Below are 14,622 nucleotides of genomic sequence, written 5' to 3'. Positions count from 1 at the left end.
GCTATCTAAAAACCTTGTCAACTTGTCAACTCGTCACCTTGTCAACTGAAACTAAAAAAAATATGATACAGCATTACTTGAAAATTGCTTGGCGTAACCTGTGGAAGTATAAGACGCAGAGCGCGATTGGCATCGTGGGGCTGGCGGTATGTTTGTTGTGCTTCAGCATTTGCCTGTATGTATGTCGGCTGATGTGGGCAACCGACCAATGCTTCCCTCAGAAAGAGCGTATTGGCGAGATTGCGATGAAGGAACCCCAAGGAGCGAAAGATTTGGCTGGAGTGCCTCCGGAACTGATAGATAAGTTGCGTATCCTGAACGGGATGGAAGCAGAAGCCTTTACATACCTGGGGTATCCAGGCTATCGTTCGTTTGAGATAGAAGTGAAGCCCGACGAGATGTTGCCGTTCGACCCGATGCTATGTATGGAAGTAGATACGTGTTTCCGTCAAGTATTCGGTGTGGATGTGCTGGCGGGTTCGTGGCAAGCTGCCGTGCATACGCCCAATGCGGTCATCTTGTCGGAAACCTTGGCGCGGCGTATCTATGGAAACCGCTTGCAGGATGCCATCGGAAAGCGTTTGTGCACCACGTCGAGGTTCGCCTTTGCGGGTGCGAACAGTGGCATCGGCTATACCGTGCAGGCGGTGATGGCAGACATTCCTTCCAATAATAGTTTTACGTATATGCAGCCTCTCGCCATGCTGGTGTTGAATGATAGCGATGGGAGGCTGCAATGGAAGGGAAAGGACGTGACGGGAGGTATGGGTTATGTATTGCTGAAAGGAGGGAAAGATAGCCGGAAGAAACTGGAAGCAGACCTTCGCACCAAGGGATTGGGTTTGCAGATGTTCGGCAGGGAGTTCGATGTGCATGTCCGTCCTTTAGGTTATGCCTATTGGAAGTACGGTGGTACGATGTATATCGTGTGGATTGCCGGCATTATCGGGAGTCTGGTGCTTTTGGTGGGGTTGCTCAATTTCTTTTATTTCCAAGTGGGGACTTTTCTGGCGCGTAGCGGCGAGTACAGTCTCCGGCGCGTATTCGGGGGAGGCAGCGCACATCTGTTGGGGCAATTATTTGTTCAGGCGGCACTGACGGTGCTGATAGCTTTCCTGTTGGTCTTTGTCTTGATAGAGTTGTTGGCACCCGTATTGCACATCGACATGATGGAGTTCGAACTTAGCATTGATGGTCCGGTATTGCAATACCAGTGTGCCCAATATCTGTTGTTGGTGCTGGCAGGCAGCTTGGGCGTATGCCTGTTTACTGTGGCACGTACACGTCGGATAAATATCCAGACAGGCATCCGCGGCATAAGTATCGGACGGGGCAAGCATCGGGTGCGCAACATCATGCTTGCCATCCAGTATTTCATTTGCTGGATATTTGTCACCTTGTCTTTCGCACTCTATCTGCAGGCAGATAAAACCACATCGGCACTCTTCGGTACGTTGACCCGTCAGGAGAAAAGCAGGATATTGAGCATCCCCTTGGATTACCCGTTTATGAAGCAGGCGGAAAAGCTTGCCTTGATAGAGCGCATGAAACAATGTGCGGGGGTGGAAGATTGCCTGTTGTCAGACGTTGATTATACACAGGGTGCCTCCGGCAATGTGTTCTATATCCAGCCGGATTCCCGGCGCGATAAGGAGGAAACTCCGGTCAATATTCTTAGTGTGCCTCATAACTTTTTCCGGTTCATGCACATTCCTGTCTTGCAAGGCAAGGTCCCCAATACAGAGAATGAACTGGTAATCGATCAGGTTTTCGGGCAGGAATTGCGCACGAAGCACCGGATGGAGCCTTTGGGTGCTACACTTTATGGATATTACGACGAGGGATATAAAGTAGCAGGGATAAGCAGTCCTTTTGTGACCAATGCCTACGGAGGAACGTTTGCTGAGAAAGGGTATGTTTTCCAGCTGGTGGATTTCCGTCAGTATGTGGGGCATTGTTACCTGAAGTGCTATGCCGGAAAGGCAGATGAAGTGCGCACGCAGGTTGACGGATTGTTGCATCAAGCCTTACCCTATACGGTAGAGCCGCGTATCTCTACTTTTCAGGATGACATCGAGGCGAAACAGGGGATAGAAAATGCACTGAAAGGTATCATCTTCTTTCTCGCAGTGGTATGCGTGACCCTTACGCTTTTAGGTGTTTACGCAGCTATTACCATTGATACGGAAAGCCGCAGTAAAGAGGTCGCCATCCGCAAGGTGCATGGGGCAAGCGTGGGGCAGATTATGTGGCTTTTTGCCCGTATTTACATCGGGATAGGTGGGGCGACGGCTTTGTTGGCTTTTCCGCTGCTTTATGGATTTATGGAGTATTGGGAACAGATGTATCGCATTTTTTTCCGCTACGGAGTTTGGTTTTGGGTAACTGTGTTTCTGTTTGTGGCTGCGGTCACAGCCTTTACGGTTGTGTCTCGCATTGTGCGCATTGCCCGCATTAATCCGGCAGAAATGATAAAGAAGGAATGAAACTAGGTGACAAGGAAACTAGGTGACAAGGAAACTAGGTTTAGAGTACCAAAGCTATCTAAAAACCTTGTCACCTTGTCAACTCGTCACCTTGTCAACTGAAAATATTTAATTAAAATAATAACAGACATGAGAAAACTGTTTTTAGCCTGTATGCTTGCCGGAACATTGGCGGCACAGGCACAAGGAAGATTTACAATTGAAGGTACTTTGTCGGGGGTAGACGAAGGAACTGTGTTGGGCTTGTATAAAGACGAAGGAGGAGTAGGGACGGAAGTTGCGTCGGACACATTGCAGAACGGTCGCTTTTTCTTCGAAGGCATGACTGCAAGCAATGAAGTGGAAGAGTACGACGTGATGGCAAAAGACTATGGGAAACTGCCTCCTGTCTGGCTTAGCTTGTGGATAGGGCCGGATACGCATTTGAAAGTGAAAGGCGAGAATAAGTTGCTTAAGACGTGGCGTGTGGAAGGCGGGTCGGAATGCCAGCGGTTCCAACAGCAATTGGTTGATGCTTCCCGAAAGGAACTGGATGCTTTTCAGCAATTGACAATGGAGGGTATGGCTTTGGGTCAGGCTTTGCAAAACGCTTCGGGAGAGCAACGGGAGTCGATAGTCGCTAAGTTAAAACAGATGCAAGATGAGCAAGACAGCTTGCAACGGCGTGTAATGGCGAACAATATCCGTCTGATGAAGCAGACGGCGGTAAATAAGGTATGGATGAACAGCTTGAACGGATTAGGGATGTCGCTGAAGTATGATAAAAAGTTCTTGCATCGGGATGAGGTGAAAGCACTTTACGAAAGTTTGCCGGATGAATGGAAGAATACCGAGGAAGGGAAGTCGGTCTATACGGCACTTTATCCGCCGGTTGTGGTGAATGATGGAGAGATGGCGGTTGACGGTGATCTGTACGACCTGCAAGGCAAGGTGCATCATTTGAGTGAGTTCCGTGGGAAATATATCTTGCTCGATTTCTGGAGCAGGGGATGCGGTCCCTGCATCCAGTCGCAACCGGAATTGAAAGAAATCAGCGAGCTGCATAAAGATAGCTTGGAAGTGGTCAGTTTGAGTATAGAGACTGAAAAAGGATGGAGAGCTTCGGTAAAAGACCATCCGTTGGCATGGAATAACTGGAACGACCTGCAAGGGCGGAACGGTATTTCTGCCCGTTATGGAGTGAACGGCATTCCGCATTTCGTGCTGATAGCTCCCGACGGACACATCTTGAAGAGTTGGACAGGATATGGGCCGGGTTCGTTGAAGGAGCAGCTCCGCCGGTGTATGCGTCCGCTGCCTCAAACGGTCTACGGCACACACGAAGGCAATCCGACGGTAGACTACCCTGTGTATGGAAGTTCGAATACCGATGCCTTGCAGATTACGCAAGTGGAGCGGACTGATACCGCAACCATTGTCCGCATACATGCTTATTATATCCCCAAGTATTGGATTCAGTTGGCTAAGGAAACTCATTTGGTTGCAGATGACGGGACATCGTGTCCGGTACTCCGTTCGGAAGGTTTTCCCTTGGGTGAGCGGTTCTTTATGCCCGAAAGCGGAGAAGCAACGTTTACGCTATATTTCGCCCCACTTCCGGCAGGCACCCGTACCTTCGATTTTACGGAAGGCGATGGGGCCGATTCGTGGCAAATCAAAGGGATCAGGTTGAGAAAATAATTATAGGTAATAAGGGAAAAAGTTGACAAGGTAACAAGGAAACAAGTTGACAAGGTTTAGAATACCAAAGCTATCTAAAAACCTTGTCACTTTGTCAACAAAAAAATAGAAAGAATATGATAAAGACAAACAATTTACAAAAGGTTTTCCGCACCGACGAGGTGGAGACCTGGGCATTGAACAATGTGAGTATTGAAGTGAAAGAAGGCGAGTTTGTAGCCATTATGGGTCCTTCGGGATGCGGCAAGTCTACGTTGCTGAACATCTTGGGGTTGCTCGACAATCCTACGGGAGGTGAGTATTACTTGAACGGGAAGGAAGTGTCGAAGTACACCGAAGCGCAGCGCACGTCCATTCGCAAGGGAATCATCGGTTTTGTATTTCAGAGTTTCAACTTGATAGATGAACTGAATGTGTACGAGAACATCGAATTGCCTTTGCTTTACATGGGTGTTCCGGCTTCCGAACGTAAGCGGAAGGTGGAGGAAGCTATGGAAAGGATGGCGATAGCCCACCGTTCGAAACATTTCCCGCAACAGCTTTCAGGAGGGCAGCAGCAGCGTGTGGCGATAGCCCGTGCGGTAGTTTCCAATCCGAAGATGATACTTGCCGACGAGCCGACCGGTAACCTGGATTCGAAGAACGGAAAGGAAGTGATGAGCCTGTTGACCGACTTGAACAAGGAAGGCACCACCATCGTGATGGTGACCCACTCGCAACACGATGCCGGTTATGCCGGACGTATTATCCGTCTGTTCGACGGTCAGGTGGTGACGGAAGTGGCGTTATGATGGTATATGTTGGTTAAAAACGCAGATTAACGCAGATTTTCGCAGAATTTGAATATGGGTGAAAGTTTGTGTTAATCTGCAGGAATTTGAGTTCAATTGATTAGTTGATTCTTATGTCTTATTATCAGTTATTGCGGTTGATTATACGAGGCTGGTGGCGCAACAAGTTGTTTACTGTGGTAGCATGGGGCAGTTTGGTCATTGGCATCTTGTGCGTTTCTTTGTTGGGAGCTTTTGTATTGCATGAGTATCGTGCCGATAAAGTGATTCCTGACGGAGAACGTATCTTACGCCTGACTCAACAGGTGTCAATGGGAGAGCAGGCAGCGACTACTTTTATATATGGACCGGATGTGCCGCAAATCGTGTCCGCTTTTCCCGAAATAGAAACTTCTACCCGTGTGTCGAAACGTAGTAAAGTTTCGGTTGTATATCGGGATGAGACGTTTTCAATAGAACGGTTTATGCTGGCAGATTCAACGTTTCTTGACTTCTTTTCTTTGGAGGCGGTGCAAGGCAGTTGGCAAGAAGTACAAGTACAACCGGATGCGATTGCTTTGGAAGAAAAGACGGCGTTGCGGATATTTGGCTCATCGGATTGCTTGGGAGAATCCCTTGCCATGACTGTTGACGGAGATGTTCGTCCGATGGTTGTGAAGGTGGTGTTCCGCAATCCGGCGCAGGCTTTATTGTCTGTAGGTGCTTTGAGTCTGTCGGCGGGTTCTGATGACGGAGAAGCTTGTTTCATCAAGTTGCGTGAAGGGACGGACTTGGATAAATTCCGGCAGAAGTTTGCGGAAACTCTTCTTCCTACGGTATTGGGTAAAGGTCATTTGGATACACAAACTTTACACGAGTCTTATTTTGATACCAGTGTGCAGGACCTTGTTTTGCGGCATCGTTCGCTTGTCATTCTGGTTATTGGAGGAGTCGTGGCATTGCTTGTATTGTTAGTCGCTTGTTTCAATTACCTCAATTTAGGGCTTACCCGTTTGTTGGACCGGATGCGTATGTTGCATATTGAGGTTTTTGCCGGTGCGTCGCGGAAAGACATTTATCGCCAGTTGTTTTTAGATACGTGCCTGATGATTGGGCTGGCGTTCATTTGTTCTTTTTTGCTGATGAATGACCTGTTGCCTTTGTTCAACCGGTTGATGGATGTCGAGTTGACGATGGGGTACATACTGTCTTATCAAGTATTGCCTTGGTTGTTGTTGGGAGGTATTGTCCTTGTGGGGATTCCTGCCTTTTTCATCAGCCGGAAGTTGCAGTCGCTTACCGAAAGCGAGTATCGTTGGTTCTATCAGGGTAAGATAAGACGTTTGCTGGTGTCTTGCTTTCAGGGAGGACAGTTTGTCGTGACCTTGGTTTTATTCAGTGTGTTTTTGATTATTCATAGCCAGTTGGAACTGATAAAGAAAGACAACCTGCGGTTTGAGGGAGTAATTGATGTGTATGTAGAAAAGGATTGGGGACCTCCTGTTTCTGCGTGGATGGAAGAAGCAAGGCATTGGCAAGGAGTAAAGGAGGTGACCTTGTCCGAAACAGGGCTTTTTGAAGAATCAATGGCCATTATCGGAAAATCGGGAAATCCGGAAGACATTGTTTGGATAGATATGGTTTCGTGCCGGAAAGACTTTTTGGACTTTTATCGGCTGGAACTGATAGACTCGGAACAGACCGCTCGTTTGCTTCCTGCTACCGCCTATCCCGTTGTGGTGAACGAAACATTTGTGAAGAAGTTTGTTCCTGATGGCATCAATCCGATTGGTGAACAGGTGTCCAAATACCTTCCCGATGAACCGTTGTTCGATAACCGGACTATCGTAGGGGTAGTGCGTGATTTTAGGAAAAGGTCGTTATCCGAATCGGTTTGGCCGTTGTTTATCAGCCTGAACGATGTATCGTCTGCCGATGTGCAAACACTTTCGGTAAGGGTAGAGGAGGGCAGGAAAGCGGAAGTCTTGAAACAGTTGAGACGGAAATGGGAAGAGGTTTATCCCGACCGGACGTTTGTATATCAGGATATAGGAGGTATATTGGAAGAAGCCAATCGGGATGTCGTGATGTTGACGGATATCCTGTCTTTGTATGCGGCAATCAGTTTGTTGCTGACTTTTTCTGGTTTGTTCAGTTTGGTGCGTTATACCGTCCGTCTGCGTCAACGTGAAATAGCCTTGCGGAAGATACATGGAGCTTCTTTGGGACAAATACAATGGATATTATCTTGCTCGTATGTAGCGGGGGTGGCAATTGCCTTCCTGATAGCCGTGCCTTTGGTGTATGCTTGCATGCTACCGTGGCTGGAGCATTTTCGTTATTATGTTCCCATCTCCATTTCACATTTCGTGATGCCGCTGGCAATTACGGCTGGAATCACCTTCCTTACCGTGTGGCTAATCGGTTATAAGGTTGCGAAAATGAATCCTGCTGAAGTCATCAAGCGGGAATAACCGATTTTATGCGTATATTTGTTACATTATTCAATAAAAACAGCTTATGAAAAACAGTACATTTGTTGCATCGGCTTTATCAGCCTTGATGCTGGCGGCTTGCCAGACAGGACCTAAAGTCGTAGAGAACCCACTGATTGAGAGTGCCAACAGCATGACACTTGATATCGCGAAAGTAGAACTGACCGACACCGCTACGGTGTTGCATGTGGATGCGTATTTCCGGCCGCATTATTGGATTCGCATCGATTCGAAAACTTATCTGCGGGCAGAAGGTAAAAACTATGCTTTGACTGATGCACAAGGTATTACACCCGATTCGCTCTTCTGGATGCCTGAGTCGGGAGAGGCTTCGTTTGTGCTTTCTTTCCAGCCGTTGCCCAAACGGACAAAGTCTTTCGACTTCATCGAGTCGGATTGTGCCGACTGCTTTAAGCTGTTCGGCATAGACCTGACGGGCAAGCAAACCTATGATACACCCGAAGATATTCCTGCCGAGGCACTAGAGATAGACGGAAATGCTCCGATGCCCGAGCCTGTTTTCAAGAGTGGTGAAACTACGGTAGAGGTACGTTTGCTCCATCACCGGAAAGAACTGGGCAAGGTACTGAACATGTATGTGAACGATTTGACGGGCACGCAAGAAGAATATGCCGCACTGATAGATTCGACAACAGATGTGGCGGTTTTCAAGTTTAAGCAATACGGTCCGGCGATGGCTTTGTTGCCCATGATTGGGAACATACAGATAGCACCGGGCGAGCATGCCACGGTTTATGTCGACCAACGTGCCAGCGGGCAACGTATCGTGTCCCGGCGTAAGGGGGAAGCGGCTCAGCCGTTCAGGGCACTTTATGCCCAAGGCACGTATGCCAATCTCAATAACCTGGTTAATAGCGGGACAGATTGTCATGTATGGTCGATGAACCTTTATGACGGCAAGTTTGCGGATTATAAGATGACATCGAAAGCGTATGCGACACACGTCATCGGCACTTACAAGGCTTTGTCGGACAGTATTGCCGCCGATAGCCTTCCGCCGCTGATGAAAGAATGGATGCAAGTGTCGTTGCAGGAAGAAGCGGTTGCGGCAATGCTGGGCGGCAATTACATCCGTGAACACAATTACCGGTATACGCACGATGAGTGGAACCGAAATCCGGTAAAAGGCATTGAGCCGATGAAGCCGGAAGACCAGGCGGAAATCTGCAAGCTGTTTGATGTCAATAATCCACGGTTGCTGATGGGTTCGCGAGCTTTTAGTTATATTGATAATGTCGTATATTCGGATAAAGGCTGGATGAAAATAGCCGGCATCCGGACGGGATTGATTCCTTCCTTGCAAAAGTATGCACTTCTTGTAGGCAAGGCTAAGAATGGAGTCTTGACTCCGGCAGACTTGAAAGAGCTTGATCAAGAAGATGACGCTTTTTATGCAGAAGCGCTGGAGGCAATGCAGCAAAGTGCCGTAGCCCGGCTGGAAGCTGTAAAGGATAAGGCACACATCGAACCTATTCCCGATGTGCCCCTGAAGGACTTGTTCGATGCCATTGTATCTCCCTATAAGGGCAAGGTGGTGTTGGTGGATTTTTGGAATACGTGGTGCGGTCCCTGCCGTGCGGCTATCAAGGCTACTGAGCCGCTGAAAGATACGGAACTGAAGAATGATAATCTGGTTTGGATTTATATTGCCAATGAGACATCGCCCATTGTAAAATACAAGACCATGATTCCTGATATCAAAGGCAAGCATTTCCGCCTGAACGATAAGCAGTGGGAGTATCTCGCCAAAAAGTTCAAGATAGACGGCATTCCTTCTTACGTATTGGTGGATAAAGACGGATCGTACCGTTTACGTAACGATTTGCGCGACCACGATTTGTTGTGCAAGACATTGGCAGAGAAAAGCCAGTCTGAATAATAAATCGGTGTAAAGAGTTGTATCTGGCGGAAAATGATGTAAAGGGAGTTCCGCAAAGTACCGGTAGATACTTGTTAAGAAACGAATATATACTTCATTTGCCGATGAAGTATATATTCGTTTGCAGTTTCAGTATATATGAAACTGCTTTCGAAGATATCTTCGTTTTTCAACCCTGCTTACTGGCAGCATGCAGCATTGTCACTTATTTTCTGTGCAATCTGTGGTGAAAGCAAAATGCCGTTAGAAGGCAATGCCTTCGGGCACGATGCTTTCAATGCGGTTCTCCACTTCGTCGGGCACTTTGGAAAAGAAATCCAGTCCGGTTTCTTCTTCTACCTGGTCTACCTTGACCATATAGTTTTTCAGATTCTGGTGATGTGCTTTGTTTTCGAACAGGAAGCCCATGGCAATGGGTTTTTTCCGGTTGTAGATGAGCACGACTTTAAAGAAACGGTCGGGTACAGCCACCTGATGCTTTCCGATTCGTTTGGGTGAAGAAGTGTCGTAGATGGGACCGCAGGCGATGTATACGGTGCCGTATTTCTTTGCCCATTTGCGGCAACTCTCTTCCAGGTCGCCCCAGTCATCGCGGTTTAGTTTGCGGTTTTGCGGGCAGATGTTGCTCATGTAGAACGATTCTTTCATTGCCTGTTTGCTCCATTTCATGTCGGCTGCCGGGGCCATGTGTCCGCGGTCGTATCCGGAGTTGGTATAGTCGCTATGCTCTACGCGCGGTTCGGGCAGGTTGGGGTCGGGCAGGAACTGATTGGTGCGTCCTTCTTCTCCCGTCGTTTCCTGGCGCGTAAGTTCCCATGCCACCCAGTTGGGGGTTTTATAATGATGGTTGTAAGACACGGTATATCCGGTATGGGTGATGATGGTTTCGTCTCGCTGGCGGATGGTTTTCGGTATCTCCAGTTGTAAGGAGTATCTGCCATCTGGTGCTTTAGCCTTTGTGTTTTCTGTGACACTTGCTTTATCCGTCAGTGTTCTGATTGTTTCGGAGCTGAATATTTTTCCATCGTTCTGGTAGAGGTAAAGAGCTCCGATAATGATTGCTGCCAGCAGGATAAAGCCTTTCAGTCCTCCTCCTGCTTGTTTTTTACGTTTTTTTGCCATATTACAGAAGTTTGAAACGCATCCGGAAGATGCCGTCTTTATAGTCGTGGCTGATGATTTTGAACATACCTATTTCGGATGTGTTGGCTACGTGCAGTCCGATGCAAAGGCATTCATCGTAATCGCCCACTTTCACAATGCGTACGGTGTCCGAAGCTCCTTCGGGCAGGCGTTTCAGGTCGAATCGTTCCTTGGCTTCTTGCTGGGTGATGAATTCGGTAGTGATGGGCAGGTGCCGGGCTATGACTTCGTTTACGGTTGTTTCGATGTGGGTTATTTCTTCATCGGTCGGGGCTTGTGGCAGGGCAAAGTCGAGTTTGCTTTTCTTGCGTTCAATGTGCGCCGATACGGCTCGGCCGCATCCGAAGAGGTTGACCATGGTACGGTTTACGATGTGTTCGCACGTGTGCATGGGCGGATATTCCGTCTTGTTGTGTTCGTTCAGTTGAGGTTGTTCCATAATTCTTTTTTTGCGTGGTGTATTTTTTTGATGTATTATGACACACAGATTACCCGGATAGCATAAAAAATGTCTGTCTGCGTTATCTGTGTGTCATTAAAATGCACAAATAAATTATAATTACTTGTTCATGTTGCTGTTGGTCAATGTCTTGCCTTCGTATTCACCGGTCAGTGCATTGAGGAAAGCTTCTATTTTTTGTGCTTCTTCGGGCGATAGTTCTTGTCCTACCTGGTATTTTGCCATCATGGTAATTGCCTGGTTAAGTGTTTCTACACTTCCGTCGTGGTAATACGGATAGGTCAGTGCCACGTTGCGCAAGGTTGGTGTCTTGAAGCGGTATCGGTCTCGTTCTACCTTGGTTTGTGCCCATCGTCCGTTGTCTCCATCTGTCAGTCCCGACTTTTGGGTCAGTTCCCGGTCTTCAAAGTAGTTGGCGCGTTGTCCCATCAGTTCATAACTCAGCCCACCCATGCTGGCACCGGCATGGCATGTGGCGCAGCTATATTGCTTGAACAGGTTATAGCCTGCTATCTGTTCGTCGGTCATGGCAGACTTTTCACCTTTCAGATAGCGGTCGAAAGCCGAATTGGGTGTTACCAGCGTTTTTTCGAATTCGCTGATGGCGTCAGTGATGGTGGCTTGGCTCAGCCCTTCGGGATAAACCTTTATGAAGTCTTTTACGAACGCTTTGTCTTCGGAAAGTCGTGCTACGATTTCATCGAATGACTGGCATCCCATTTCTACGGGGTTCAAGGGAGGTCCTCCGGCTTGTTCTGCCAATGTCTCGGCACGTCCGTCCCAGAACTGTGCGAAATTGAAGCAGGCATTATATACCGTCGGGGCATTTACTCCGCCCAGCTGTCCTTTGATACCTTCCGAGTAGCGTTTGTTGTCTACTCCGGCGGTGTTCAGGCCGTGACAGGTAGCACACGAAACGGTTCCATCGGCAGAGAGCCGTGTGTCGTGATAGAGCAGTTTGCCTAAAGCTGCCTTTTGCGGATGATAAGCGATGCTGTCGGGCAGAGGGCGTACGGGTTCGTTGACAAATTCGGGTGCTGCCAGCGGGTTGTGGAAATACCTGGCACGGATGCTTTTGATAGCTGCCAGCATCCGGTCGCGCTTTTCAGGGGTGATGGACGAGCCCCAATGTACGAGGTAATACTCTTTCATCGGCATGGAACCGTCGATGATGCATTGCTCTACTTTGTTGAGGTCTACTTCATTGGGTACCGATTCGTCTTTCATGGTGCGCATGAAAGGCAGGATGTCGAATGTAGCATAACCTTCTTGCACATGCTTGTTTATCATTCCTTTGATGACAGGGAAGTGGGCATAGAAAGGCAAATCCGGTGCCATTGAATGGCAGGAGGCGCATCCGCCGTCTGTCAACACTTGAACCACTTGCTCGTTTGCCGTTAAACTGGCAGACGGAGCATTGTTTACAGCTCGGTAGATGACGGCGAGCAGGGCTATTACCGCCACCACGGTTAAAACAATGATTGAACTTTTTTTCATGTCGTTTTTTTATGTTATTGAGTTTTTATATTTATGGGTTGTTTCCTATAGGGTACTATTTTGTTATTCACGGGACACAGCTGGCAATCTGTTATGCTTTTGTCAAGTATATACGTGCATACTGTTTTGTGCCGAGGGCAGGTAGTTGACACCATACCAACACATCTGCATGCACAGGAAGCCGGTTGCCAATAACAGGACGTTCCACTTCTGGTGCCGGGGCTTGCCATAGAGACGGAGGTGAAGGTAAAGCAGATAGATGCTCCATGTGACGGCGGCCCATGTTTCTTTCGGGTCCCAACTCCAGAAATATCCCCATGCTTCTTTTGCCCATAGGGCACCGCTTAGCATGCCGAAGGTCAGGAAGACCAGCCCGATACATGTCAGACGGTCGATGGTGGGTTGATAGCGGCCGGTATGTTTTATCACACCTGCCAGGGCAAGCAGGAAGGCACAGCCGAACACGGCATAGGCAAAGATGTAGACTGTTACGTGGGGCACGAACCAGTAACTTTGCAAGGCAGGCATCAGTGAGCGGTCGTGCTGTTCGGGGTTCATCAGATTCATGATGACGAATACAAGGGTGAGTAGGGTGGAAAGGGGAAGTATCCACCTGTAGTGCCAACGTCGGTAGGTAAGCAAGCCGCATAGCATCAGGAAGAAAGAATACCACAATCGGGTTTCTCCTTGGGTACGGAGCGGCGGACGTTGCAACGAAATCCAAAAGCAAATAATGAAGGCTGCATAGATACACAGTCCGGTACTGGTCAAGGCGAAAGCTTTCTTGCTGAATTCCGTGCTACGGAATGCCGCGAAGGCACCTCCCACCCATAGCAGTGTTGCACTAAGGGCAAATCCGATAAATTCGTCCCATGTCAGCATGTTTCATCACCTCCTTTCTTTGGCAGGGCAGGTATCCCTTGTGTAAATAAGAGTACGCAACCAGCTATCAGCATCCAGATTCCTGTCCATAAAGCATACTTCCAAGGCTCTTTCACCAGTTGCAACACGCAATAATGTGGTTGTTCGTTTGCCGGTACGTGTTCGTAATCTGTCAGGTAAAGATTGTCCGTCCACGAAAGTGTGTAAGGGTGATTTACTTTCAAGGTAGCACTTTTGTCTCCTATGATTACTTGGGCATTGTAGCTTTGTGGGGTTCCATCGGGATGATAGGCTATATCGAATGTCTGCAACTGCATGGAATCTTTCAGCAAGATGCTTTTTCCGTGTCTGTCGAATGCTTGCCGGGTCGGTTGGTCTTTGGTGACCAGTATCCTCCATTCATGTGTGTCGGCACTTCCCGCCATTCCACCTCCTAATGCAAGTAGCAGTCCGATGTGGGTCAAGGCAAAGCGCAGCTTGTGTGCCCGTTTTCTGCACATGCCCCGGTAAATGACGATGAGCAGGTGGGCAAGTAAGGCAATGAGGGTGAATACCGTCCACCATGAATCGGGGGTCAGTAACGTACCGAAGCCCATCAGCAGGCATGAAACAAAGGTTATCCCCAATAACAAGAATGTGGTGGCAGGTGCTGATAAAACCAGATAGCCAGCCGACTGAGGTTTTTCTTTGTGAAGAATCCACAGGCTTGTCACCCCCAATAGCAGGAGGGCGGCATTTACAGGGAAGGCGAAGAATGCTATCTGGCATTTACCGAATGTCAGCTGGCAACCGAGTGCTACGGCGAAGTATGTACCCCAATATCGATATAACGTCGCTTTTTTCATAAATCCGTCTGGCTTTATTTGTTCCGATGCAAAAGTACATATTAATGTAATAGGTTCTTTCTTTGCCGATGATTTATTTTAACGGATATCTGCCAATATCCCATGTAGGGGCGTATGCGATATGCCCTCTACTATGTGTTATATACAAAATGCTCAATTAGTACCGCGGGAAGCATAGACAGTTTCTTAGAATCTGTCGTTTAAGGTATATTTTGAAGTATTTTTCTAGTTGAAGAAAAAATTTTTTGCCGAAAATTTGTTGTGAAAGAAAAAAAGACTTACCTTTGCACCGCAATCAGGAAAATAACGGTTGCAAGACCAAGTTGGTGCCATAGCTCAGTTGGTAGAGCAAAGGACTGAAAATCCTTGTGTCACTGGTTCGATTCCCGTTGGCACCACATGATAATTAGAGAGTTACAGGTGATGTAACTCTTTTTTTTATGCTCTTTTTGAGGCTGAGTGCC

General features: G+C 47.9%; 10 protein-coding genes and 1 tRNA gene. 6 read left to right on the top strand and 5 right to left on the bottom strand.

Annotation, left to right across the window (positions count from 1 at the left end; translation table 11 throughout):
• Nucleotides 1-62: 62 nt before the first annotated feature.
• The 5 genes from B5G04_RS18195 (at nt 63) to B5G04_RS18175 (ending at nt 9,331) form a co-directional block, all read left to right on the top strand.
• A complete protein-coding gene (locus B5G04_RS18195) occupies nt 63-2,486 on the top strand; it encodes an ABC transporter permease (RefSeq protein ID WP_087398266.1) in 2,424 nt (807 codons plus the stop codon).
• 129 nt (nt 2,487-2,615) lie between these two features.
• Nucleotides 2,616-4,166, top strand: coding sequence for a TlpA disulfide reductase family protein (locus tag B5G04_RS18190; RefSeq protein ID WP_087398265.1), 1,551 nt, complete (start codon nt 2,616-2,618; stop codon nt 4,164-4,166).
• A 116-nt stretch (nt 4,167-4,282) separates the two neighbouring features.
• Complete coding sequence (locus B5G04_RS18185) at nt 4,283-4,957, top strand: ABC transporter ATP-binding protein (RefSeq protein ID WP_087210077.1); 675 nt, start codon at nt 4,283-4,285, stop codon at nt 4,955-4,957.
• A 113-nt stretch (nt 4,958-5,070) separates the two neighbouring features.
• Complete coding sequence (locus B5G04_RS18180; protein WP_087398264.1) at nt 5,071-7,410, top strand: FtsX-like permease family protein; 2,340 nt, start codon at nt 5,071-5,073, stop codon at nt 7,408-7,410.
• 46 nt (nt 7,411-7,456) lie between these two features.
• A complete protein-coding gene (locus tag B5G04_RS18175; RefSeq protein WP_087398263.1) occupies nt 7,457-9,331 on the top strand; it encodes a TlpA disulfide reductase family protein in 1,875 nt (624 codons plus the stop codon).
• 243 nt (nt 9,332-9,574) lie between these two features.
• Here the strand turns inward: B5G04_RS18175 and B5G04_RS18170 are convergent, their stop codons facing one another.
• The 5 genes from B5G04_RS18170 to B5G04_RS18150 form a co-directional block, all read right to left on the bottom strand.
• Nucleotides 9,575-10,453 (bottom strand): DNA/RNA non-specific endonuclease, encoded by an 879-nt coding sequence (locus B5G04_RS18170; RefSeq protein ID WP_087398262.1) that lies wholly within the window; start codon nt 10,451-10,453, stop codon nt 9,575-9,577.
• Between the two features lies 1 nt (nt 10,454).
• On the bottom strand, nt 10,455-10,913 hold the full coding sequence (locus B5G04_RS18165) for a threonyl/alanyl tRNA synthetase SAD (RefSeq protein ID WP_022038756.1): 459 nt from the start codon (nt 10,911-10,913) through the stop codon (nt 10,455-10,457).
• A gap of 120 nt (nt 10,914-11,033) precedes the next feature.
• Complete coding sequence (locus B5G04_RS18160) at nt 11,034-12,431, bottom strand: cytochrome c peroxidase (RefSeq protein WP_022038757.1); 1,398 nt, start codon at nt 12,429-12,431, stop codon at nt 11,034-11,036.
• A 102-nt stretch (nt 12,432-12,533) separates the two neighbouring features.
• Nucleotides 12,534-13,313 (bottom strand): cytochrome c biogenesis protein CcsA, encoded by a 780-nt coding sequence (gene ccsA, locus B5G04_RS18155; protein WP_087398261.1) that lies wholly within the window; start codon nt 13,311-13,313, stop codon nt 12,534-12,536.
• Nucleotides 13,307-14,158, bottom strand: coding sequence for a cytochrome c biogenesis protein ResB (locus B5G04_RS18150; RefSeq protein WP_022038759.1), 852 nt, complete (start codon nt 14,156-14,158; stop codon nt 13,307-13,309). Before B5G04_RS18150 ends, ccsA begins: the two co-directional genes overlap by 7 nt.
• A gap of 325 nt (nt 14,159-14,483) precedes the next feature.
• Between B5G04_RS18150 and B5G04_RS18145 the strand changes: the two genes are divergently transcribed.
• A tRNA-Phe gene (locus tag B5G04_RS18145) sits at nt 14,484-14,556 on the top strand.
• Nucleotides 14,557-14,622 lie beyond the last annotated feature (66 nt).

Source organism: Bacteroides sp. An51A (assembly GCF_002161565.1).
Taxonomy (GTDB): Bacteria; Bacteroidota; Bacteroidia; order Bacteroidales; family Bacteroidaceae; genus Phocaeicola; species Phocaeicola intestinalis.
Note: the sequence above shows the minus strand (reverse complement) of the source record. Positions and strands in the feature narration are given on the sequence as shown.

Bases quoted from the DNA above. Each gene is read 5' to 3' on its own strand.
- B5G04_RS18195 (WP_087398266.1), top strand. From the start codon at position 63: ATGATACAGCATTACTTGAAAATTGCTTGGCGTAACCTGTGGAAGTAT.
- B5G04_RS18190 (WP_087398265.1), top strand. From the start codon at position 2,616: ATGAGAAAACTGTTTTTAGCCTGTATGCTTGCCGGAACATTGGCGGCA.
- B5G04_RS18185 (WP_087210077.1), top strand. From the start codon at position 4,283: ATGATAAAGACAAACAATTTACAAAAGGTTTTCCGCACCGACGAGGTG.
- B5G04_RS18180 (WP_087398264.1), top strand. From the start codon at position 5,071: ATGTCTTATTATCAGTTATTGCGGTTGATTATACGAGGCTGGTGGCGC.
- B5G04_RS18175 (WP_087398263.1), top strand. From the start codon at position 7,457: ATGAAAAACAGTACATTTGTTGCATCGGCTTTATCAGCCTTGATGCTG.
- B5G04_RS18170 (WP_087398262.1), bottom strand. From the start codon at position 10,453: ATGGCAAAAAAACGTAAAAAACAAGCAGGAGGAGGACTGAAAGGCTTT.
- B5G04_RS18165 (WP_022038756.1), bottom strand. From the start codon at position 10,913: ATGGAACAACCTCAACTGAACGAACACAACAAGACGGAATATCCGCCC.
- B5G04_RS18160 (WP_022038757.1), bottom strand. From the start codon at position 12,431: ATGAAAAAAAGTTCAATCATTGTTTTAACCGTGGTGGCGGTAATAGCC.
- ccsA (WP_087398261.1), bottom strand. From the start codon at position 13,313: ATGCTGACATGGGACGAATTTATCGGATTTGCCCTTAGTGCAACACTG.
- B5G04_RS18150 (WP_022038759.1), bottom strand. From the start codon at position 14,158: ATGAAAAAAGCGACGTTATATCGATATTGGGGTACATACTTCGCCGTA.